The organism is Colwellia ponticola (assembly GCF_005885605.1).
GTDB classification, from domain to species: Bacteria; Pseudomonadota; Gammaproteobacteria; order Enterobacterales; family Alteromonadaceae; genus Colwellia; species Colwellia ponticola.
The window spans coordinates 70,972-94,408 of the sequence record NZ_SZVP01000006.1 but is presented as its reverse complement, the minus strand read 5'-3'; the positions used below and the strand labels follow the sequence as shown (position 1 = coordinate 94,408).

The window sequence follows — 23,437 nt, the reverse complement described above, 5'->3', positions numbered from 1 at the left end:
ACACAAGGTCACAATCAACTATAACTACTGCCACCAGATCACAGGTAAAATTATCCGTTGAGAATACTCACACCTAACTGATTAACACCCCACCCTTGTCAATCTTTTGGTTACCCATTACACACTACATCCGTATCACAGTTTTAAAGGTATTAATTAAATTATGAACTGGCTTTTAAAAAAATGGCAATGCGCTGTTACCGCAAACGTTTTCAAGCTTTCCCTAAAAAAATATAAAAAACATTTTAAGCAATATAGCCTTTATGTTTTCTCAACCCTATTGCTTAGCTCGGCATTTTCAATGCCGGCAAGTACATTACGAACAAAGGTAAACACATAATGAAATTAATAACCATTGTCCTCTTCATGTTTTGCTCTTTTAATTTACAAGCTATGCTAATTTTTGTCGAAACATCAACAGAAAAAAAGATTGCTTTAGAAGTTGAAGCAGGTGACTCGATTGAAAACGTAAAAGCTAAAATCCAAGATAAAGAGGGCATTCCTCCAGATCAGCAACGCCTTCATTTTGGCATAAAAGAATTAGAAAATGATAGGACATTAAGTGATTATAATATCCAGAGTGAATCAACTCTTGTGCTAACTCTAGCATTAAGGAATTTGGCGCCCAGTACAATAACCACCTTTGATGGTTTGGTCAGCGCTTCTGATGGTCAATTCGTGAATGCGAACCCAACAGCATTGGCTAAAAATATTTTAGGCACCGGCTGGGACTTTTCAGTTACGGGAGATAATGAACCTGGGCAATACGCTGCAATTGGTATACATAATGATTCACACATTACTAGTGACACAGACTCTATTTCAGGTAGAGATCAGGGGCGGACGAATAAATTAATCGATGTAGCGTTCAGTTCGAATGATCGCTCAGAGTTTTTTTTAAATAACTTTAAAGTTTACCCCAGTGATATAAGTACAAGAAACCCTGTGGTTTTTGATGTTGTCGGCTATAAAGATGGTAGTCAGGTTGTTGGTGCTTTAAAAACATTCTCCATTAGTAATAAAGCATTATCAAAAATATGCTTTGCTGATACCCCAGAGTTTGCAGATATTGATGAATTTCGAATTACCAACTTTACCAGAGACATTTTTAGTCTTTATTTTGACGATATAAATTTAAGTTTGCCCAGCCCACCTTCAATAAACCTGCCACCATTACCAATTGTGAGCGAAGATGAAACTAATGTTGCTATTAGTGACGACATTGAAATAACTGATGTCGATTGTGAAAATCAAGAAGTTACTTTAAGCGCTAATGGCGGTAACATTTCAATAGATACTACAGGAATAAACTTGCTGAGCGGCGACGGCTTAGATGATAGCCTTATTAGGTTTTCTGGCGCTTTAGTTGATGTAAACAACGCTCTGAACAGCCTCACATTCACTCCCACACCTAATTTAAATGGCATTAACGCGGGGACTATTATCGTTCTAGCGAAGGAAAGCACTCTAGGTGAAACAACGAAAACACTTACCTTCAATATTGCGTCGGTGAACGATAAACCCGTGATTTCAGGCTCGCCTGCTACAACAGTTGCAGAAGATACTGCCTATAGTTTTATACCAACCGTGACCGATGTTGATACCGGTGATACTAAAACCTTTAGCATTACCAATAAACCAAGCTGGGCAACCTTTAGCACCGCAACGGGCGCGTTAACGGGCACGCCAACACAGGCCAATATAGGTACTGTCACCGGCATTGTAATTACCGTTGCCGATAAAGCTGGAGCAACAGATAGCCTGAGTTTCAACATTACCGTAACAAATACCAACGATGCACCCGTTATTTCAGGCTCGCCTGCTACAACGGTTGCAGAAGATGCCGCCTATAGTTTTATACCAACCGTGACCGATGTTGATACCGGTGATACTAAAACCTTTAGTATTACCAATAAACCAAGCTGGGCAACCTTTAGCAGCGCAACGGGTGCGTTAACAGGCACGCCAGGTAACGGTAATTCAGGTGTTTTTTCAGGTATTGTTATCACGGTATCTGATACTGATACCAGTAGCGCTTCGTTAGCAGCTTTTAGTATTACCGTTAAAAAAGTTAATGATGTACCAGTAGCAAATAGTGAGAGTATTTCAGTTGATGAAGATGGCGTGACAACCTTTATGTTATCTGTAAGTGACCTAGACGGCGACGTCTTAGCTATTACCATCACCAGTCTGCCAAGCAATGGTTCACTAGAGCAAGTGGGTGATAATTGGCAGTATACGCCAGGCGCTAATTACTTTGGTGATGACAGCTTTAACTTTATTGCCAATGATGGCGAGGTTGACTCTACACAAGCCACTGTTTCTATTACGGTGAATCCAGTCAATGATAAACCAGATGCTGTCGATGATACTATTGCACTTCCTAAAGCCGCGAATAACCAATACGCGTTGTCATTACTGAGCAATGATACAGATGTAGATGGTGATATCTTAACAGTCATGGCAATATCGGCTGATATTGGTCAAGTAAGTATCAACGACGCATCTGTTTCCTATATTGGTGAGCAAGGGTATGCCGGTGTTGTTAATTTATCTTACACCATTAGCGACGGTAATAATGGCAGTGATAAAGCCAATGTAGTGTTAACCCTTGGGGGTAGTACTGACCCTGATGCACCCGTCATCACCTTACCTGATGATATCGTCATTAATGCCACGGGTTTATATACTAAAGCCGAATTAGGTGTTGCCACTGCCGTTAATATTAACGGTCAGGCATTACCGGTTTATCTGCTTGACGGCAACATTATGTTTGCGCCAGGCAATAACAAGGCTTATTGGCAATCAGTTGATCGCTTAGGTAATCAAACTATCGCGGCACAAACGGTTACCGTGCACCCGTTGGTGTCTATATCAAAAGACCAAACCGTAATTGAAGGCTCAAGTGTTACTGTTAACTTTATCTTAAATGGACAATCACCCACTTATCCTGTTGAAGTACCTTTTACGGTTAGTGGTAGTGCAAGTAGTGGCTCAGACCACGACTTAATCGCTGACTCTGTTAGCATTGATGAAACCAATAGCGCATCAGTTAGCTTCAATATTTTTGATGACGGCCTTGATGAAGATGTTGAAACTATTGTTATCACGATTGACTCTGAAATCAATGCCTCCGCTAATGCAACTCAGATAATTACTATTACTGAAGGTAATGCTGCACCAGAAGTAAGTTTACTGGTAACGCAAGATACTGAGCAACGTTTACTATTCGCCAAAAATGCTGGTAGCGCTGTCATTGAAGCTTTAGTAACCGACTTAAATGTGTCAGATATGCATAGCTTTATATGGCACAGTACTGACAGTGACGTTAACAATATGATTAGCGGCGAAAGCTCGAAAGTAGTCAATATCAACCCAAGTGAACTTGATGTGGGGGTGTATTTACTCAGTGTCGAGGTAAGTGATAATGGCGAACCCACTAAAACCACACAAGCCAATGTTTATATTGAAGTAGTTAATGCACTAACTGCCTTAGCTAGCACCGATACTGATGGCGATTTAATTCCTGATAACGCCGAAGGCTATAGTGATGAGGACGGTGACGGCATTCCAAATTATCTCGATGCGATTAATGCGTGTAATGTATTACCTTCGCACATCACTAATCAAAAAGGCTTCTTAGTTGAAGGTGAGCCAGGGGTTTGTTTACGCAAAGGTAATTCTGTTGCCAGTGCACAAAGTGGTGGTGCCTTATTAAGTAATACCGAAATTGAAAACACCTTGGGTGATGACACGTTAGCCGCCAATATTGGTGGTGTATTTGACTTTATCGCTTACGGATTACCACAAGCAGGTCAAACGTATCAAGTAGTATTCCCGCAACACGCGCCTATTCCAAACAACGCTATTTATCGCAAATTAAATAACGATAACACTTGGGTTAATTTTGTTGAAGATGAATATAACGCGATATATTCAACCTTAGGAGAGCCTGGTTTTTGTCCTCCACCTAATGCTGCTCAGTGGACTCCAGGTCTGACTGCAGGTCATTGGTGTGTGCAGTTAACACTGAGCGATGGCGGACCAAACGATGATGATGGCATGATCAACAATGCCATTGTTGACCCTGGTGGTGTTGCCGTATTAAACAGTGGCAATACTGCACCAATTGCAACAACCGATAGTATTGAGGTGTTCTGGAACGAGTCAATTGATATTGATGTGCTTGCGAACGACTCTGATGCAAACGGTGATACATTAGTCATTTCAAGTGTTAATGTGAATTTCGGTGACGTGGTTATTAAAGACGAGGCTCTGCTCACCTATACGGCCGCGCCTAACTTTCTCGGTAACGATTTGATTACTTACAGCATTACCGATGGTAATGGCGGCGTTGCAAGCGCACAAGTATCGGTGAAAGTTATTAGCAATACCTTGCCTGAAGTCGCTGCTGATAATACGTCAACTAACGATCGCACCACTATCACCATTGATGCGTTAGCCAACGATACTGATGCTGACAACGACCCATTAACTATCAGTAGTGCCTTTGCGAAACATGGCAGTGTGGTGATTAAAGGTAACCAATTAGTGTACTCCCCTAAAGTAGGCTTTGAAGGTGTTGATACTATTGAATATAACGTAAGCGACGGTAACGGTGTTGACGTAACAGGCATTGTTACCGTGTCGGTACAAGCTTATGAAACAATTACGGTAACGAATAAATCGTCTGGTGGCTCATTGCCTAGCTGGATAGTGTTGATGCTTAGCTTATTGGTTATCAATCGCTATATATCAGTACGTTTATTAAAAGGCTCAAACTAATGAAAAAAATTATGGTGACTATGTCAGCAATGGCGATATTCGTGATGAGCTCAACAGCCGTTGCGAATGGTACACAATGGGAGCTTACGCTAGGTGTAGGTCATAGCACTGCCGATACGCAACTTTCTATTACTCCCTCAGGTGAACAACTGCACATTGTTTCCCTTGATGATTCAGGCATCAGTATCAATACCAACATTGCCTATCTATTTGATAAACATTGGTATGTGAGTGCAGGCTACTTAGATTTAGGCAACGCCAGTGTCACCTTAACCGCAGACACGCTGCAAGCAGGCACGCTTAAACAAGAATTAACAAATATAGGACCGGTACTTGGTAATGGTTTTACCTTATCGGCAGGCCATAAGTTCTGGGTCAGTGAAAATATAGCACTTGATTTACAACTAGGTTTGTTCAATTGGAAAGCCGAGTTAACCAGCACTTTTGACAATAACACCATAGCAACCGATGATACTGGCACCGACTTATTTTTAAGTGTTGGCGCGCGTTATCAAGTCAGTGAACGTTGGGCTATCTCGACTAATTGGCAACGCTTTCAACTATCAGATACTGATGTTGATAACATTAATATAGCGCTAAGCTACGCTTTTTAATGATGAATACAAGCCCTAGATCTACTCTAGGGCTTTTTCTACAATGTCAAAAACTAAAAAAAGCACCAATAAGTTAGGTGCTTTTAGGGTTACTTATCATGTACTGCTCTAAAACAGCAGCACGGAAAGTGATTAGCTTATATAAGTACAACAATAATCGATAACTGTTTTCGCTTTAATATCAAAAGAACTGTTAGCGTCAACATTGAAAGACTCGCCGCCTTTAATAGTTTGCCACTGTGTAGCACCCGCAAGTAAAATTTCACAATCACCTGCAGTAATTTCCATTAATTCAGCTTCTTTGGTGCCAAAGTTGTACTCACCCGCTTGCATAATACCAAGCGTTTTAAAGCTGCCATCGCTAAAAGTGATGGTTCGGCTGGTTACTTTACCGTCAAAATATACGTTAGCGGCTCTGTTAATAGTTACTTCTTTAAAATCAGACATGGTATCTTCCTTATTAAGTTTTAAATTATTTAAAAATAAAAAACGGTACCGAATTAATCTCAAGTACCGTTTTATTTGCTTAGTATCATTATTTAAAGCGTTATTTAATTACGAGTTATTTGAAAAGTAACTCGACATTAAACGTTTCGCGCTAAAATAACATTATTTTGCACTAGCAATTTTTTTCATATCAGTCATGTAACCACGAAGCTCTTTACCAATCACTTCAACGCCGTGACTGCGAATTGCTTCATTCACTTCAATTAAACGTGCATTATCAACATTGTTTGAACTATCTTTTAGGCCTTCACCTAATTGCTCTAACGTTAAGTTAGCAGCGTAGTCTTCAAGTAATGGTACTGCAGCGTGCGTAAACAAGTAGTTACCGTACTCAGCTGTATCAGAAATAACAACGTTCATTTCATAAAGCTTGTTACGAGCAATACAGTTAGCAATTAATGGCGTTTCATGAAGTGACTCATAGTATGCTGACTCTTCAATGATACCAGCTGCAACCATAGCTTCAAAGGCTAGTTCAACACCTGCCTTGATCATAGCAACAACAAAGATACCTTTATCGTAGTATTCTTGTTCAGTGATTTCAGTGTCACAATCAGGTGCTAATTCAAATGAAGTTTCTGCTGTTTCTGCGCGCCATGTTAATAAGTTAATATCATCATTAGCCCAATCAGCCATCATCGTTTCAGAGAAGCGACCTTCAATGATGTCATCCATATGCTTTTCAAATAACGGACGTAGAATAACTTTTAATTCTTCAGACATATCAAACGCTTTGATTTTCGCAGGGTTTGATAAACGGTCCATCATGTTAGTGATGCCGCCGTGCTTAAGACCTTCAGTGGTTGTTTCTAAACCGTATTGTAGTAATTTACGTGCGTAAGCTGCGTCGATACCTTGAGCAACTAATTGCTTATGGCCTAAAACAGCCGCTGTTTGCAACATACCACACAGGATAGTTTGCTCACCCATTAAGTCAGATTTAACTTCAGCGATGAAAGAAGATTGTAAAACACCCGCTCTATCACCACCTGTTGCACTTGCGTAGGCTTTAGCAATAGCTAAGCCATTGCCTTGCGGATCATTTTCTGGGTGAACCGCGATAAGTGTTGGTACACCAAAACCACGTTTGTATTCTTCACGTACTTCAGTACCTGGACATTTAGGAGCAACCATAACAACGGTAATATCAGGGCGAATTTGCATACCTTCTTCAACGATGTTGAAACCGTGTGAATAAGATAAAGTAGCGCCTTTTTTCATTAACGGCATTACCGCATTAACCGCTGAAGTATGTTGCTTATCAGGTGTTAAGTTTAATACTAAGTCTGCTTGAGGAATTAATTCAGCGTAATTACCAACGGTAAAACCATTTTCAGTAGCCCACTGCCATGATTGACGTTTCTCACTGATAGCGGCATCACGTAATGCATAAGAAATATTTAAACCTGAATCACGCATATTTAAGCCTTGATTTAAACCTTGCGCACCACAACCAACAATAACAATGTTCCAATCTTTGATGAAGTTACAGCCATCGTTGAACTCTTCACGCTTCATAAAACGACATTTGCCTAACTGGCCTAATTTTTCACGTAAACTTAAAGTATTAAAATAATTGCTCATGCTGCTTCCTTCGAATGTCTTAATAAAATCACTAAATTATATTTATTGATGATGTGAGTCAGAGTTACTGACAATATTTTTTGTAATATTCTTACAATGAAGCCATCATACCCTAGCCTTGATGTTGCAAAAAGTGATATATTCGCACCACTACGTTGCGTTTATTGCAACACAACCAAGAGAGTTAACATGGATCAAAAAGCACTAGCGATGTTTGCCCATTTAAGTAAAAGCTTACATTTTGGTAAAACCGCACAAGCGCACCATATAAGTCCGTCAACGCTAAGTAGAGCTATTCAACGGCTAGAAGATGAAGTAGGTGGGGAGTTATTACATCGCGACAATCGCACAGTAGTACTAACCGATACGGGCAAAAAATTTAAAATTTATGCTGAGCATCAGCTTGAGCAATGGCATTCGTTCAAACAATCTCTCGAACATAAACAAACGGCATTAACCGGTAAGCTTCATATTTACTGCTCAGTGACCGCAGCCTATAGTCATTTACCGCCCTTGCTTGAGCGCTTTCGTGTGCAACACCCGTTAGTAGAAATAATGTTAATCACCGGAGATCCGGCCGATGCTCTTGAACAAGTTCACAATAAATCAGTCGATTTTGCCATTGCTGCTGCCCCAGAGCATTTGCCCCGCAGTGTCTACTTTCATCATCTTGATACCATAGCGCTGGCGATAATAGCGCCAACAATGATATGTAAGGTTCAGCAGCAACTGAGTCAAAAAATACTGAGTTGGTCTGACATTCCTATTATTTTGCCTGAGCATGGCGCGGCTCGAAAGCGCTTTGAACTTTGGTATCGAAAAAAGCAGCAAGGCAAACCCAATATCTACGCAACCGTCTCTGGCCACGAAGCGCTAGTGAGTATGGTAGCGTTAGGTTGTGGTGTAGGCATAGTGCCGCAAGTTGTTGTTGATAACAGCCCGGTAAAAGATAAAGTCACTAACCTTGAGAATATCGGCGATATTGAACCTTTTGATTTAGGCGTTTGTTGTTTGAATCAATCAAGAGCTCAGCCGCTGATCAAAGCATTTTTTTCGTCTATTGCTTAACGTCTTATTAACGCCGCTAAACCTTGCAACTAACTACATACTAAATCGACACACTACCCGTTAAGTGTCGCAGTAGTCTGTCCATAGCGCGGTAAGATAACGCCTCAACAAGGTGTTGATGGCTAATATCTTCACTGCCTTCCATATCGGCAAGGGTGCGGGCAATTTTTAAAATTTTATGATGGGCACGCGTCGATAAACCAAGCTTCTCTACAACAAGTTCTAAAAATTCATTGTCTTGAGTACTTAATCCACAATAGCTTTTCAATTCGCTACTGCTAATATGGGCATTCGCCTTGCCCTGTCGTTGCAGTTGTCTTGTTCGGCATGCTTGGACTCGCTGCTGTATTTTTGCACTAGACTCATTTTGTTGTGTGCTCTGCGCCCATGTACCCCGTGGTAGTCGAGCGACTTCAATTTGCAGATCAATACGGTCAAGAAAAGGCCCTGATAAGCGGTTTAAATAGCGTAATACCTGCTCTGGTGTACTACGCTGGTCGTTATAAAAACCGGTAGGGCTAGGATTCATCGCGGCAATTAATTGAAAGCGCGCAGGAAAACACTGTTTATGCAGAGCTCGAGAAATAGTGACTTCACCTGACTCCATTGGCTCTCGTAATACGTCTAGCACTTTTCGTTCAAATTCTGGCAACTCATCTAAAAACAGTACGCCGTTATGCGCTAAGGTAATTTCTCCTGGTCGGGGTTGACTGCCGCCACCGACTAGAGCCGCCGATGACGCGGTATGATGTGGCGCACGAAAAGGTCGAGTAAACCAAGATTTACGCGTTATATCTTGATGACTAATTGATTGAATAGCGGCAACTTGCAACGCTTCTTCTTCCGTCATCGGCGGTAAAATACCCGCCAAACGACTCGCTAACATGGTTTTTCCGGTGCCAGGTGGACCAATAAATAACTAGTTATGTTATAATCCGCATAAAGCTATTAAATGGTATTTTAAGCAATGAAAAAAGCATATTCATATATTCGTTACTCTTCTCCGCAACAAGCCAAAGGCGACAGTTTTAGACGACAACTAGCAGCGACACAAGCGTATTGTGATAAAAATGGTTATGAATTAGATCAAGAGTTGTCAATTTATAAAGAGTTGGGTATTTCAGGTTTTTCTGGTGATCAAGAAAATTTGAAAAGATTTATTCAAGATTGTGAAACAGGAAAAATTGAAAAAGGTTCTCTTCTTATTGTTGAAAATTTAGATCGATTATCACGCAAAAAAATAAATGTCGCAATGAGACAATTTTTGCATTTATTAGAATATGTAAATATTTATACAACGCAAGATGAGAAAAAATACCTACATATCAAAGATGATGAAGATGATGTAGCAGAAAAAAATGATAATCAAATGTTAGACATCATTACGAGCCTTGTCATAATGTCGAGAGCTTACAATGAAAGCTCTACAAAACAAAAAAGACTTAAAGAAAGTTGGGACGAAAGGCGTGAAAACATACAAACTAAAAAGTTAACTTCTTTAATTCCTCACTGGCTGAATTTGTCAAAAGATAAAGCCACATTCCATATAAAAAAAGATCGTGTTGAAATAATAAAATATATTTATGATAAATGTATTGAGGGTGTAGGCGTAACCCAGCTTGTAAGGCAGTTAAACAATAATCTTGATCAATTTCCTACTCCAACCTCTAAAAGTAAATTGTGGGCGAGAACAAGCGTATCTCGTATTTTGACAGATAAATCAGTTCTTGGTGAATATCAGCCACACATCGGTAAACACGGAGGTATAGGAGATAAAAAGCGTAAACCTCTAGGAGATCCTATTTTAGATTATTATCCTCAAGTTATTGATGAAGAAACTTTTTTAAAAGCACAAATAGCAAGAAAAAGTAGAGTGGTCGGGCGTGGCAAGTTAAGCAATGAACACTTTTCAAACTTATATAGAAGTTTTATAAAATGCGGGCATTGTGATGGAAAAATGGAGTTTGTAAATAAAGGAAATGATAGAGTTAAAGGTGGTAAATATTTAACTTGTGCTAACTCGAAAAGAGGCGGTGAATGTTCTCAAAATAAGCATTATAAGTATTTACCGCTTGAATTAATGCTATTGCACCTTACAACAGAAAATGGCTTTATGCCAAAGCCTGAACCACCCACAGAACTAAATTTAAGGCTTGCTAAACTTCAAGATTTAAACGAAAAAGCGAGTAATGATCTTAATTTTTTACTAATGGGAGATTTCACAGCTTTACCAATACAAAATAAAATAAGTGAATTATCAAAAGATATAGAAAATTACAGTTTAGAAATTAATAATCTTGAAGATAAAATTTTAACTTTCAAACCCGAATATAAATATGATGATTTATATAATGATGTAATTCTTGAAGAAGATAAAACAAAGTTATATTCAAACAGAATAAACTTTAATAGTTATCTATTAAATAAAATTGAGAGTGCATATTTTATTTATGATCATTGTCCTTTTATTATCTTTAAAATGAAAGATAAACACGTTCATACAATCATTTTAGATGAAAATTATAATTTCGGTGGTTGCACCTTGCCAAGTGGAGAAGTTAGCTATAAACGCTTGAACGGAGTTCCTACGCCTATCGACCCGATGATTTGGCAAATTCAAGAGAACTTTATTGCTTTACTTGATGAAACTAAAAATATTAAAAATAAAAAATTAGATAATTATCTCAATAGAATAAATAAATTAATTAACAAAATAATTCTTGATCAAGATATTGAGCTATTCGATAAAATTATTTATCAAATAGAGAAAACGACTCAATTATTAATAAAATTAAAGATTACTTAATACTTGTTGTTGTCAACTTCGACAACAACAAGTTAAAAAGGTTGGTGATACAATAATTCATATTCATTTGTATTTATTTTAATTAGCCATTGTGCAGCTATTAATTTTTTAACACTTCTTGAAAAATTAGATTTATCACACTTAAATATAACTTCTTGGGAACAAGTATATTTTTCAAAAGAAAATTTGTCGTATTTATTTCTATAAAGATACATTTGAAAAAAGATAAATAAATCTTTTTTTGAAAGTTCCGATTTAAAAAACTCAAAAAGCATTCCTTGTGTTTCAAATAAATTAGTATCTTCCATTTTTATTCCCCTTTTTTATAAAATATCGTATTTTTTAAATCTTTCTTTTATTTCTTCTTTTTTTGACTCTTCAATATTTGAATTATATTCAATAGTTGAAAGTAATGATTGAAGAAAATCAAAAACATATTGAGTCTCTTTTTCTTCGTTAAACTCTTGATTGAAGTATGCTAATTCTTCAATGTTGTCTAAAAGCATTTCAATTTGAAAATCATTTAATAACATAATTTATTCACTCCACTCATCAGAACCATCATAATCATCATTTTCAAAAGCAATTAAAACTTCCGTTGGAATATAATAATCACCACTATTTTCAGCCTCGTATATTTCTTCTTTCGTCCAACCACAATAAGTTTTATTCATTATTATTCTCCTCAAAATTTAATTAACTATTATTAATGTCGTATCATTTCTTTTTAAGTTGTCAATACTGACAACAGAAATAAAAAAACGGTATACAGATGTCGCCTAAATAAAATGCGAATAAGGAGATAATCAAAAATTTCAGAAAAGCGAGCTTGCGAGCAATTAGCCGAAGGCCAATAAAAACAAAAACCTATACTAATTTGACAATAATTCCTTGAATGATAAAACGATAATAAAGGATATATTGCAAGATATGGCTTTGGGTCCCCAAAACCTCTTGATTTTCTTCGAAAATGAAACGATTAAAAGATAAGTAATTAAAGCATTAAAGATCAATATTTCCGCATTGCATTTGGATAATATTAAAGGATTTTTAGTGATGAGTAATAAAAAAAAGGACAAGAAAAAAGAGATAAAACCAAAAAACAAAGTAATCAAAATTAGATTAAATGAAGATGTTTACAATCAATTTATTGAATTAAAAACACTCAATAAATTTGCAACTTGGCAAGATGTTTTAATACACCTGCACGATGATAGAACTTCTTACAGAAAAGTTTTAGTTGATGAAACAGGACACTCATTAAAGTTAGTTAATCATTTACAAAAAATCGGAATCAACTTAAATCAAATAGCAAAAATAGCAAATCAAAATAAACAAATTGATGATCGGGATTTAAAAGAAGTTAATGATTTTAGGCGTGAATCTATAAAAGTAAAAAATTATTTCTGTAAAAAAGTCATTCCTAATTTTAAAATTAGGAGTAAAAAATAATGGCTGTATTTATATCACTGCATAATGGTAAGACATTAAGAAACCTTAGAAATATTATTAGATACAACACTAACGACAAGAAAGGAATTAACAACAAAGACAATCCAAGATTAATTGATGTTCATTCAAATGTTGGAGGTTGTGAAAGCGTTCTTGATACTGTTGAATATCAAAACTTGATGGATGATTTTGTTTTAAGCATTGAAGCTAATTCAAAATTATCAACAAATAAACGACAAAAATATATTTATGAACACTCAACAATTTCATTTGAAATGGAAGATGATGAAAAATTAGGAATGAAAAAAGCTACGGAATTAGCTTTGGAAGTTGCTAAAAAAGCAAATCCCAATGGTGCGCCTCAAATGTTATGGCCACAAATTGACACAGATAAAAATAAACTTCATTTCCATCTAGTGCGTGGGCTACATGATGATCAAGGAAAGTATCAAAAGAAATCTAATGATTTTCATACTATGAATAATTTTCTACAAAAGTTTGAGAAAAAGCATAACTTGGTTTTGACTGGCAAAAATACCCCCGACAATTGGATTAATAAAAAAGTTGATGGAAAATATAAGCGTGTATATGTTCCGCAAGGGAATAATAACAATTCAAAAATAGCTAAAAATAAAGACATAGATTATAAAATTAAAATTGATAAAAAAGGCAATATTAAATATTTCCAAAGTTTAAAGAAAAAAATCTCTGATGATAGAAAACAAGAAAAAGCACTTTATCAGCAAAAAAATAAAGTTCACACAAAAAGAACTAATGACATTTCAACACTTCAAAACTCAATATCTCAGTTAGAACAACCAGTCCGTTATACGCTTTGGCAAAAATATATTACTAACTTTGCCGAAGTAGATATTTTTGAGAGGAGTGAAAAATTAAAAGAGGAAAAAGAACAAATTCACAGAATAAATAAATCTGCTGATGTTAAAGAAAATGATATTTATAAACAGATTATAAAAATTGAAGATGCTATAAGTTCAAATCTAAAAAAAGAAAAAGCTGTTGTCGCTGAAATCAAAGACGATAAAAAAGGCATTAACGAAAATGCCAAAAAGGACAAGCTATATAATGATTTTAGAGACTTAACAAATAATGCTTACCGTAGTTCAAAAACTGCTGAAACATTCTTAAAAACGCTCAACGATAACGATATAGAGGCTTGTATTACTTATCGTCAAAACGGACAAGGCGGTATTTCATTTAATGATTTAAATAGCGGTATTTCAATGGCAGGGGGTAAAGTAAACTCATATCTTACTTTTGGCAAAATCAAAAAAAATGATCCTGATTTATTCGCTCTTTTGACTGGTGAAACTGGATTTGGTGAAATTACTAATAAACTGTCTCCATCGGAGACACCTATTTTAAATATTGAAAAACTCAATAAAAACTACAAACAAAAAATCAATCCAGATGGTTCAACGTCCATCTTTTATAATAAAAAAGATTCTGATAAATATCCGCACAATCACAACTTAAAAATCAATGCAGAAAAAAACAAAATTTCGTTTGGTCAGTTTAGTAATGATCACGATTTGAAGCTTGCTTATCGTTTAGCTAGAAATGAAAATTGGAGCAATGCAAAATCAGATAATAAAGATCTTATACAACGTTGTATGGCTGTTGCATACCAAGAAAATAAAGATGATTTATTTTTCTTTTCGACAAATGAGCCGACTTTAAAAATGTCAGAGCTTAAAGAAATTATTGGAGATGAACTATTATCAAAAGATAACTTAATAAAATTAATTGATCATAACTTAATTCATAAAGACGATAAAAAAGAAGCTTTAGTTTTTGTTAAACAACAATTAAAAGAACATAAAGAAGATTTAACTGTCATAAATTCACTTTTAAAAGATGGTCATTCATTACAAAAAGCTATTGAAGTTAGTGAGCTAAAAAATAAAGAAGAACAAGAAAAAATCAAAATTGAAGAAAAACGAAAAGCAGCTAATAAAATATCAATCCCAAAAGTTACTAAAAAAATAGCACCAAAAAACATAAATAAAAGACATTCAGGAAATAGGATTTAAACAAATCTTGAATTGAATTCAGTAAGTTCTGGCGCTGTTTCTTCATACTCGTATATTTCATTAAATAATATATCAAAAGCTATCACATTTTCAGCGTTATTTTCTTCTAACACTTCAAGAACTAGCAAAGCTAGCTCATGAGTTTCTGGCGAATTAATCAACATTTTTTAACCTCAAAATGGTATGTCATAAACATCATTTTTTTCAACAGGGTTTGGTTCTTTATGTTCTTTTAGCAATTCATCTAAATCAAAATCTTCATTAAAAGTTTTATCAATCGCTTTCTCTCTTTCAGTAGAGTCAACATTAGGTTTAATTTCTACCTCTGTTTCTTTAATTTCGTCATTTTTTTTAGTTAGAGTTTTATAGTGAAATTTGTAATGTTCTGGTAATTCTTCGGCATTCTGATTTACAGGGTGTTTATACTCAAATTCTATATTTTCTAATTTTGAAAATGCTTTTTTAATTTGTCTTATTTTTTCAAAACGTTTCAATGTTTCATTAATTTTTAAATATTCACAAAGATAATTTAAATGAAAATATGGCTTGGGGTTTTTAGTTGTGCTTGGGTAAATTGTTGTAAGCATCGCCAGTTTAGTGGTTTTTAAATCTTTATGCTTTTTTAAATCCATCAGGTTTAAATTAGTAAAACCACTGTTTAATGTTTTTATATATTTGTTAGAAAGCTCAAACTGAATTTGTTTCTTTTCTAGCAATAAAAAATTGAAAAACTTACTGTTAAAGCTATTTATTATTTTTAATAAATTTTCGTGATTAATTGATTTCGATCTTGGAATGAAACTATCTTTTCCAAGAATACCTTGGATAGAGAAAGTTTGTATTCCTTTCTTCTTATTGCTTTTATAAATCATTGTGGATTTAGCTAATATTGCAATAAAAAGCTTTAATTCAATATTAGTATCAAAGTTTAATAATTCGTAATGTAATGGGTGTTTTGTATTCATAATGTCGTTTGGAACTGCTAAAAATGTGTTAGTGTTTTTATTATTTTTCATAATTTGTCTCTCATTAATGGTTAAATAAAACGCTTGAACTTCAACAATTAATAAGAGATACAATAATATTTACACCCGATTTCACTTTACAATATTTAAATAGGTGTTAAATATATAGTTATCTCCTGACACAGAGAAAGTTCAATTTAATCAAGCCACCGCCAAGTGGCTTTTTTTACGTCCATAGATATATAACTATCATTTTAAAAATAGAAGTCAAACAAAGCAGTAATGCAACAACTCAACATACACAGGCGTAACAAGTCAACAGCTCCACTTGCAACAACTCAACATATACAAAATGCAACAACTTAACATCCTAATAATACACACTAAAAGACTAACTCAGATTATTAACAAAGATCCTTTAATAAAGACTGAAATTGAGATTTATTTTTATTCAAAAACATTTTAAAGAGCATTGCGGCAAAGCCGCTTTCTGGTTTGGCGATTTGAGCTTGCGAAATGAGCATAAAGATAAATTATTAAAGCTAACTTATCTAAAATGGCTTTATTAGATGTTTTTTGATGAACGCCTATCAGATAGATAGGCATTTAAAGAAAGTAACTTACAGGGGTGATTGGATAATATTAAATAGGGTATTCTGTAATAAACTATTTAATAAATCTAATTTGCAAATTTAAATTTAAATAAATACTACCTGATTCCTCATAAAGTTCACCAAACTTATACCTGCTTGTACTTGCGGTCTCTAATTTAGTATTTGAAAATAAGTAATCTTCAAATTCATTTCTATTGTATAGGTGGTAACATAGTACATCACCATCATCTTTAACAATTAAATACCCACCTGTTGCATCATATTGACCAGTCCATACCTTTGCAGGAGTTAAGCCTAGTGCGATATCCGTAAGCATTTTTTTCACTTTGTAAGTATAAAAAAGGTGTTTATTGGAATTATCAAAATTAAGAGGGTTCAACTCTTCTAATAATTTAACTAAGTCAATTACTGTTTTAGAACTTGTTGTATAGAAGCTAAGAAGTATCTCGCTAATTATTTGAGGTAAGAGGCTATCAATTAACACTAAGTTATTTGAAAAAATATTATTAAGTATTTTATTAAACTCAAATGTTCCACCAAGTTCTGTAATTTTTTCTACTCGCTTTAAAATCTTACTAGGGTTCCCAATAGCATTTATTTCAATCACATCAGCAGAACTAAGTCCGTCAACTTTATAACAAAAGTTTGTTGTTTTTCCTGCATTTAATAAAGTTGAAGCTCCACCAAGTTGAGATTTAATACTAAAACCAAGCACTGGTTGTTGATTTGTTTTTTCATCGTGTATAACAATTGTTATATCTGTTTTTTGACTTGATGAAGCTTTTAATGATTTACAGTGAATCAGGCTCATAAATGTTTCAATTTCTGGAATTGAAAACGTGGTATTTTTTTGTTTTTTATTCTCAATAATTTTTTCTAATGTTTTTTGCGCTTTTAAAGCAAACTCTGATACAGGTAGATTTAATAACTCTTCACCATTACTTGTAATAAATACTACGTTTTGATTTAAAGAATATTCAAAATCGCCTGTTGATTCCGTTCTTAATACTTTAAGCACTGGATAAACTACATCTTTAAGTTTCTCTAGAGATTCATCACCAGCAAATAGTGTTTCATCACCTAATACTTTTAAAAGTGTGTAAATCTCACTCCACTCTCCGATATTCCCTTTGATGCTCATTTTAAGTCCAATAAATTTAATATTTCTTGAGCTGTTGCTTGAATTGCAGGAACAGCAACAGAGTTTCCAAATTGTTTATATGCTTGAGCATCTGAAACAACAATTTCATAAGTATCAGGGAAGCCCTGCAACCTTGCCCACTCTCTAGGGGTCATTTTTCGTATTCCCTCACGGTTAACTTCGCCCTTAATTTTCGTTACGGGTGTAAAGTTTGTTAGCTTATGATCCAAAATTAGATTGCGTTCTCGCCCCATTCCACCACAGACTACAGCGTTAGCAATACCGTTATTTTCTAATATTTGATAACCGAAACCATTACCTTTATCTTCGTGGCGTTTTTTATGATTTACTAATGTAGATAAGTATTGTTTTGATAAGTAATACTTTACAGAGACCTCTTCTTTTTCAAGAATATCACTAACGCTTGGACTTACATCTAATGGTTTAGGGTATTTAAATGAGTTAATATTTAAGTCTTTTCTAAAGCCTACTATAAATATTCTCTCTCGATTTTGTGGAACACCAAAATCTTTTGCGTTTATAATTTGAGGGTCAGGAACGAAGTAATTAAGATCTTCTCTTAATACATTCAAAATTGTCGCTAAAGTCTTCCCTTTATCGTGATTAGTTAACCCTTTAACATTTTCTAATAAAAATGCTTTTGGTTTATGTTTTTTAATAATTTCTGCAACATCAAAGAAAAGAGTTCCCCTAGTGTCTTCAAAGCCCCCTCTCTTTCCTGCAATAGAGAATGCTTGGCAAGGAAAACCTGCACATAAAACATCAAATGATTTAGGAATAGCGGCTTTTGTCTCTGGTAATGTAATATCACCAAACGGCAACTTCCCAAAGTTAGCTTTATAAGTTTGTTTTGAAAAAGCGTCCCATTCACTTGAGAAAACACAATTACCGCCAATATTTTGTAAGGCCAGTCTAAAACCACCAATACCTGCAAATAAATCTATAAAAGTAAAGTGTGAGTTTTCAGATGTTGGAAATGGGTAATCCATACTTGAACTATCTGCAATCGTATTTAAGGCATCGTTGAGCATCTTTTCAGAGATTTCCTTGTCTGGAAACTTCCACGATAATAGCGACTTTATAAAGTTAAGAGCTTCCGCTTTAAAATGTTCAGAGTACACTGCACTTTTATTATGTAAAAAGTGAGTTAAAGAGGCGATCATATCCTGTTGATTAGAAAACTCTTTTTTAAACTTTTTATTATCTAATGTTTCTTTTAAGAAACCATCTGTAATTATCATAAATAGACCTTGTAGTTATTTATCACAGCTTACCATACTGTATAAAAATACAGGGCTTTAATTTGATAAAATATTATACATTACTTATTAGATAATTTCGCTTATAAAGTATGATTTACAGATGTAAACATCTCGTAAAAAGTGTATAGGTTTAGGTGCTGGATCAATTTATACTTTTAATACTCCTCTCTATTGCAATATCTTCTTTCTGACCTAAATCACCTATATCAAGCCATTCAGCTTGTAGGTGGTTAAGTTCGGTTAATTCTTCTTCTGTAATTGATTTTAAATTAAATTGATCTGTTAAATATTTAATTCTTTCTATTTTAATAATATTCATCCTTGAATTCCTCTAAATAAATAATTAGGATTACGACATAATCACAATAAATTATGGCCACCACTTGCCGCAATTTCTAAAGCGCGCTTAGCCAGAGGTTGACCCATGACCTCACTCATATCAAGCGTTTGCTCTTGTTCAACAAATTCTTCAGCGATAAGTTGTTCTGACACTAACGGTAATATTTGCTGACCGGAAAAATGAGCGAACAGTTGTGTAAGATGGTTTATCGCATGAATTTTTGCTTGCTTAACCCAACTGGCTTGTTCGGTATTTTGACTTGGGATAATTAGCGTTCGCTGGCTTTGACTACTGGCCATCGCTACCGGTATTTCACCGACAATAGCTCTGAGCTCGCCCGATAGTGCTAGCTCGCCAGCAAATTCATATTGAGATAAGTCAACGGGAGGTAGTTGCTCTGATGCCGCCAAAATACCAATAGCAATGGGCAAATCAAAGCGCCCGCCCTCTTTAGGTAAATCCGCTGGCGCAAGGTTGACCGTTATTCGCTTTGCCGGGAACTCATAGCCGCAGTTAATTATTGCGCTGCGTACCCTATCTTTTGACTCTTTAACTGAGGTCTCTGGTAAGCCGACAATATTAAATGCCGGTAGACCATTAGCTAGGTGAACTTCAACGGTAACAAGTGGTGATTCAAGACCTATTCGAGCTCGACTATACACACAAGAAAGTGACATAAAAATTCCATTTTATTGGTAACCTTTTTTTAGTGTAGTTCAATAAATATTACTTTGATTAAGCAATTTCATACCGATGAATTTGACATCAGTTTATTCCCTATGATGCGTTAATAAACAAAAAAACTCTAACAAAAAAACTTGCATATAGGATTAGAGCTATGGTACTAATTTAATAAGGAAACGATACTGAGTAGGTAAAACTAACACTCAGTTGGCAAAAGAATGTACCAAAAAAACACAAGCAAAGAGATAAAATGCAATCATTTAACTCAATCATTATTAACCTTCTCGTCGTGGTGATTATTAAATCATCTCGAGGGTTTTGTTGAGCTAAAAAAAAGCAATCAATCAAATTATAACCCTCGCTTCGCAAGAACCGAGGGTTTTCTTTTTAGCCTTTTCCACTCATTTTTATGGCTTTACGGTGTAAAGGTAAAAACGCTAAAAATATAGATTTTAACAAAATAACATTTGGAATCATCATGACCGAAAGTAAAACGCTAACAGGCGGCGCATTATTATTTGAAGTATTAGAAGAACACGGGGTTAAACACGTTTTTGGCTACCCTGGCGGCGCTATAATGCCAATTTATGACGCTTTATACGATAGTAATGTCAAACATTTCCTCTGCCGTCATGAGCAAGGTGCAGCATTTTCTGCTGTCGGTTATGCACGCGCTGCTGGCACGGTTGGTGTTTGTTTAGCCACCTCAGGTCCAGGTGCAACTAACCTGATCACTGGGCTTGCTGATGCTTTAGCAGATTCTATTCCCGTTGTTGCCATTACAGGACAAGTACCTACCGCAGCTATGGGTAGTGATGCTTTCCAAGAAATTGATATTTTTGGTTTATCGCTCGCTTGTACTAAACATTCTTTTCAAGTAACTGATATTGATGACCTTGAAAGAGTATTATATCAAGCCTTTGAAATTGCATTAGAAGGCCGTCAAGGTCCGGTACTAGTTGATATTCCAAAAGATATTCAATTAGCAGAAGTTACCGAACGTTTTGATAAACTGTCTCACCTACAGAACAAAGTGCAATTGCCTTTAGCAGATATCAATCAAGCGCTTGAACTACTTAATAAAGCTAAACAACCTATTTTATACGTAGGTGGCGGTGTTGGTATGGCGAACGCGGTAGAAGAAGTACGTGATTTTGCAGAAAAAACCGGTATGCCGAGTGTTTCAACTTTAAAAGGTTTGGGCTCAATTAACCCAGATAACGAGAATTATCTGGGTATGCTAGGCATGCATGGCACAAAAACAGCTAACATTGCCGTACAAGAAAGTGATTTATTAGTCGTGGTTGGTGCTCGCTTTGATGACCGAGTAACTGGCAAGCTTGATGAATTTGCACCGAATGCAAAAGTTATCCATTTTGATATAGATACCGCTGAAATTAATAAGCGCCGTGCTGCTGACGTAGCGATATTAGGCGACCTAAAAGCGAACTTACCGTCACTCGTTACTGATTTAAACATAGCTGCTTGGCAACAAAAATTACAGCAAATGAGTCGTGATTTTGCTTGGCGCTATGACCATCCAGGAGAAAATATTTTTGCTCCTGCGGTATTAAAAACCATTAGTGATCTTATGCCAAGTAATACTTGCGTCACCACTGATGTTGGCCAACATCAAATGTGGGCAGCGCAACATATGAGCTTTGATGATCCAAGTAACTTTTTAACCAGTGCGGGTATGGGCACTATGGGATTTGGTTTACCTGCCGCTATTGGCGCACAAATATCACGTCCTCATGATACTGTTATTGCGGTATCTGGTGATGGTTCAGTGATGATGAATGTACAAGAATTAGCGACTATTAAGCGTTACCAAGTCCCCGTAAAAGTAGTGCTAATTGATAATGCTAAATTAGGTATGGTTCGACAATGGCAAGATCTTTTCTTTGATGGACGATTAAGCCAAACAGATTTGTCTGATAACCCTGATTTTGTGATGTTAGCAACAGCATTTGATATTAAAGCAAGAATGATCACTAAAAAGAGTGAAGTAAACGCTGCTGTTGAGGAAATGTTAGATCATGACGGTCCTTATTTCTTACAAGTAAAAATTGATGCCGCAGAAAATGTTTGGCCATTAGTTCCGCCAAATACCGCAAATGACCAAATGATGGAGGGTGTTTAACATGAAGCCTATAACACTAAATAAGTATCAATTAATCATTATGGCTGATGATAAACAAGTGGTACTAGAGCGTATTTTACAAGTAACTCGTTATCGCGGCTTTCTCATTAACGGTATTAATGCTGAAGTCAATACAGGTAACAATGAAGCCACCATCACCATGAGTGTTAGTAGCGAGCGCCCTATTACTTTGCTTGTTGATCAAATTAATAAATTGATCGACATCAAAGGTGTCAAAGTAGACAATAGTAGACTGTAAAAGATACAGCATTGAAACAGCGCTGTGTAATAAAAATTCGCTCCTATTAATTGACGTTACTCATATGTAGAGTAACGTCAATTACCGCAGAGCACAAAATTAGGAAAAGATAATGGCTAAAGTAAACGCAGACTTAATTTGGTTTAATGGTGAATTAATGCCGTGGCAAAATGCTACGGTTCACGTCATGAGTCACGCATTACACTACGGCTCTTCAGTTTTTGAAGGTATTCGTGCCTACGAAACACATAAAGGAACCTGTATTTTTCGTTTAGAAGAACATATCGCGCGTCTTTTTAATTCGGCAAAAATTTACCGTATGAATATCCCCTTTACTCAACAAGAAATTATTCAAGCATGTAAAGACTCCGTCGTTAAAAACAACCTAAAGTCAGCTTACTTACGCCCTCTATTTTTCTTAGGTGATATTGGCATGGGTTTACGTCCACCATTAGATGCTGTAGCTGATGCTATGATTGCAGCATTTAGCTGGGAAGCTTATTTAGGTGCGGACGCTATTGAAAATGGCGTTGATGTGGGTGTTTCTAGCTGGAATCGTCTAGCACCAAATACTATGCCTACTGCCGCAAAAGCAGGTGGTAACTATTTATCTTCACAACTTATTTCAACTGAAGCTCACCGCCACGGCTACACTGAAGGGATTGCGTTAGACGTAAATAACCTAGTAAGTGAAGGTGCAGGACAAAACTTATTTTTAGTCAGTAAAGGTGTCATCTATACGCCGCCTAGTTCAGCTTCTATTTTAACTGGATTAACACGTGACGTAGTTATGACATTAGCTGCTGATTTAGGTTATGAAGTACGCGAAGAAAGCATTGCGCGTGATGCATTATATATTGCTGATGAATTTTTCATGACGGGTACAGCGACTGAAATTGTGCCGGTTAAAACGGTTGACGGATTACCTGTCGGTACTGGTTCTCGTGGTCCAATTACTAAAGCCTTACAGGATGCTTTCTTTGGTATTTTTGATGGCACTACGGAAGATAAATGGGGTTGGTTAGAGCCAGTAGCATAACCGTTACGTATCTTTCCAGCTTCAGCACACTTATATTGCCTATGCTCTCAAGGCATATCTAAAGATATAAGTGTGCAAATTATTAATCAAATAAGGTTT

Annotated in this window: 20 protein-coding genes and 1 pseudogene; 9 read left to right on the top strand and 12 right to left on the bottom strand. The window is 35.7% G+C overall.

Annotated features, from left to right (window positions below):
• Window positions 1-339: 339 nt before the first annotated feature.
• Both FCS21_RS08595 and FCS21_RS08590 read left to right on the top strand, forming a co-directional pair.
• Window positions 340-4,785: an Ig-like domain-containing protein gene (locus FCS21_RS08595; RefSeq protein WP_138622420.1), complete on the top strand. Its 4,446-nt coding sequence runs from the start codon at window positions 340-342 to the stop codon at window positions 4,783-4,785.
• On the top strand, window positions 4,785-5,399 hold the full coding sequence (locus FCS21_RS08590; protein ID WP_138622418.1) for an outer membrane beta-barrel protein: 615 nt from the start codon (window positions 4,785-4,787) through the stop codon (window positions 5,397-5,399). Before FCS21_RS08595 ends, FCS21_RS08590 begins: the two co-directional genes overlap by 1 nt.
• A 132-nt stretch (window positions 5,400-5,531) precedes the next feature.
• Here FCS21_RS08590 and ppnP read toward each other — a convergent pair whose 3' ends face one another.
• Window positions 5,532-5,846 carry a pyrimidine/purine nucleoside phosphorylase gene (ppnP, locus tag FCS21_RS08585; protein WP_138622416.1) on the bottom strand — a complete coding sequence of 105 codons (315 nt, stop codon included), beginning with the start codon at window positions 5,844-5,846 and terminating at the stop codon, window positions 5,532-5,534.
• A 162-nt stretch (window positions 5,847-6,008) separates the two neighbouring features.
• Window positions 6,009-7,490 (bottom strand): ketol-acid reductoisomerase, encoded by a 1,482-nt coding sequence (ilvC, locus tag FCS21_RS08580; protein ID WP_138622414.1) that lies wholly within the window; start codon window positions 7,488-7,490, stop codon window positions 6,009-6,011.
• A gap of 189 nt (window positions 7,491-7,679) precedes the next feature.
• On the opposite strand from ilvC, the gene ilvY reads away from it, so the two are divergent.
• Complete coding sequence (gene ilvY, locus FCS21_RS08575) at window positions 7,680-8,558, top strand: HTH-type transcriptional activator IlvY (RefSeq protein ID WP_138622412.1); 879 nt, start codon at window positions 7,680-7,682, stop codon at window positions 8,556-8,558.
• Window positions 8,559-8,598: 40 nt separating this feature from the next.
• On the opposite strand, the pseudogene FCS21_RS08570 reads toward ilvY, so the two are convergent.
• Window positions 8,599-9,477, bottom strand: a pseudogene (locus FCS21_RS08570) (YifB family Mg chelatase-like AAA ATPase); the annotation flags it as partial.
• Between the two features lie 48 nt (window positions 9,478-9,525).
• Here FCS21_RS08570 and FCS21_RS08565 point away from each other — a divergent pair.
• Window positions 9,526-11,364 (top strand): recombinase family protein, encoded by a 1,839-nt coding sequence (locus FCS21_RS08565; RefSeq protein ID WP_138622410.1) that lies wholly within the window; start codon window positions 9,526-9,528, stop codon window positions 11,362-11,364.
• Between the two features lie 32 nt (window positions 11,365-11,396).
• On the opposite strand, the gene FCS21_RS08560 is transcribed toward FCS21_RS08565, so the two are convergent.
• From FCS21_RS08560 to FCS21_RS16800, 3 genes are read right to left on the bottom strand one after another with little or no spacing between them, the layout of a single operon-like run.
• Window positions 11,397-11,672, bottom strand: a complete 276-nt coding sequence (locus FCS21_RS08560) for a hypothetical protein (RefSeq protein WP_138622408.1) — start codon at window positions 11,670-11,672, stop codon at window positions 11,397-11,399.
• A 15-nt stretch (window positions 11,673-11,687) separates the two neighbouring features.
• Window positions 11,688-11,897 carry a hypothetical protein gene (locus FCS21_RS08555; protein WP_138622406.1) on the bottom strand — a complete coding sequence of 70 codons (210 nt, stop codon included), beginning with the start codon at window positions 11,895-11,897 and terminating at the stop codon, window positions 11,688-11,690.
• Window positions 11,898-11,900: 3 nt separating this feature from the next.
• Window positions 11,901-12,038 carry a hypothetical protein gene (locus tag FCS21_RS16800; RefSeq protein ID WP_171035670.1) on the bottom strand — a complete coding sequence of 46 codons (138 nt, stop codon included), beginning with the start codon at window positions 12,036-12,038 and terminating at the stop codon, window positions 11,901-11,903.
• A 382-nt stretch (window positions 12,039-12,420) separates the two neighbouring features.
• Here FCS21_RS16800 and mobC point away from each other — a divergent pair, with 382 nt between their 5' ends.
• Together mobC and FCS21_RS08545 are read left to right on the top strand one after the other, a co-directional pair.
• Entirely contained in the window at window positions 12,421-12,816 is a 396-nt protein-coding gene (mobC, locus tag FCS21_RS08550) for a plasmid mobilization relaxosome protein MobC (RefSeq protein ID WP_138622404.1), read from the top strand.
• Complete coding sequence (locus tag FCS21_RS08545) at window positions 12,816-14,870, top strand: relaxase/mobilization nuclease domain-containing protein (RefSeq protein ID WP_138622402.1); 2,055 nt, start codon at window positions 12,816-12,818, stop codon at window positions 14,868-14,870. The genes mobC and FCS21_RS08545 overlap by 1 nt, the downstream gene beginning before the upstream one ends.
• On the opposite strand, the gene FCS21_RS16795 is transcribed toward FCS21_RS08545, so the two are convergent.
• The 6 genes from FCS21_RS16795 to FCS21_RS08525 form a co-directional block, all read right to left on the bottom strand.
• Window positions 14,867-15,034 (bottom strand): hypothetical protein, encoded by a 168-nt coding sequence (locus FCS21_RS16795; RefSeq protein ID WP_171035669.1) that lies wholly within the window; start codon window positions 15,032-15,034, stop codon window positions 14,867-14,869. The genes FCS21_RS08545 and FCS21_RS16795 overlap by 4 nt on opposite strands.
• Window positions 15,035-15,043: 9 nt before the next feature.
• Window positions 15,044-15,886, bottom strand: a complete 843-nt coding sequence (locus tag FCS21_RS08540; RefSeq protein ID WP_138622400.1) for a hypothetical protein — start codon at window positions 15,884-15,886, stop codon at window positions 15,044-15,046.
• Window positions 15,887-16,501: 615 nt separating this feature from the next.
• Window positions 16,502-17,590, bottom strand: a complete 1,089-nt coding sequence (locus FCS21_RS08535; protein ID WP_138622398.1) for an HpaII family restriction endonuclease — start codon at window positions 17,588-17,590, stop codon at window positions 16,502-16,504.
• Window positions 17,587-18,852, bottom strand: coding sequence for a DNA cytosine methyltransferase (locus FCS21_RS08530; RefSeq protein WP_171035668.1), 1,266 nt, complete (start codon window positions 18,850-18,852; stop codon window positions 17,587-17,589). Before FCS21_RS08530 ends, FCS21_RS08535 begins: the two co-directional genes overlap by 4 nt.
• Before the next feature lie 163 nt (window positions 18,853-19,015).
• Window positions 19,016-19,192: a hypothetical protein gene (locus tag FCS21_RS16790; protein ID WP_171035667.1), complete on the bottom strand. Its 177-nt coding sequence runs from the start codon at window positions 19,190-19,192 to the stop codon at window positions 19,016-19,018.
• Between the two features lie 41 nt (window positions 19,193-19,233).
• Window positions 19,234-19,890, bottom strand: coding sequence for a magnesium chelatase domain-containing protein (locus FCS21_RS08525; protein ID WP_246047135.1), 657 nt, complete (start codon window positions 19,888-19,890; stop codon window positions 19,234-19,236).
• Window positions 19,891-20,375: 485 nt separating this feature from the next.
• Here FCS21_RS08525 and ilvG point away from each other — a divergent pair, with 485 nt between their 5' ends.
• The 3 genes from ilvG to FCS21_RS08510 all read left to right on the top strand — a co-directional run bounded on the left by ilvG (window position 20,376) and on the right by FCS21_RS08510 (window position 23,338).
• Window positions 20,376-22,040, top strand: coding sequence for an acetolactate synthase 2 catalytic subunit (gene ilvG, locus FCS21_RS08520; RefSeq protein WP_138622396.1), 1,665 nt, complete (start codon window positions 20,376-20,378; stop codon window positions 22,038-22,040).
• Between the two features lies 1 nt (window position 22,041).
• Window positions 22,042-22,299, top strand: a complete 258-nt coding sequence (ilvM, locus tag FCS21_RS08515) for an acetolactate synthase 2 small subunit (protein WP_138622394.1) — start codon at window positions 22,042-22,044, stop codon at window positions 22,297-22,299.
• A gap of 112 nt (window positions 22,300-22,411) precedes the next feature.
• The gene (locus FCS21_RS08510; RefSeq protein WP_138622392.1) at window positions 22,412-23,338 is read left to right on the top strand and encodes a branched-chain amino acid transaminase; all 927 of its coding nucleotides are present in this window, start codon (window positions 22,412-22,414) and stop codon (window positions 23,336-23,338) included.
• The last annotated feature ends 99 nt before the right edge of the window (window positions 23,339-23,437 follow it).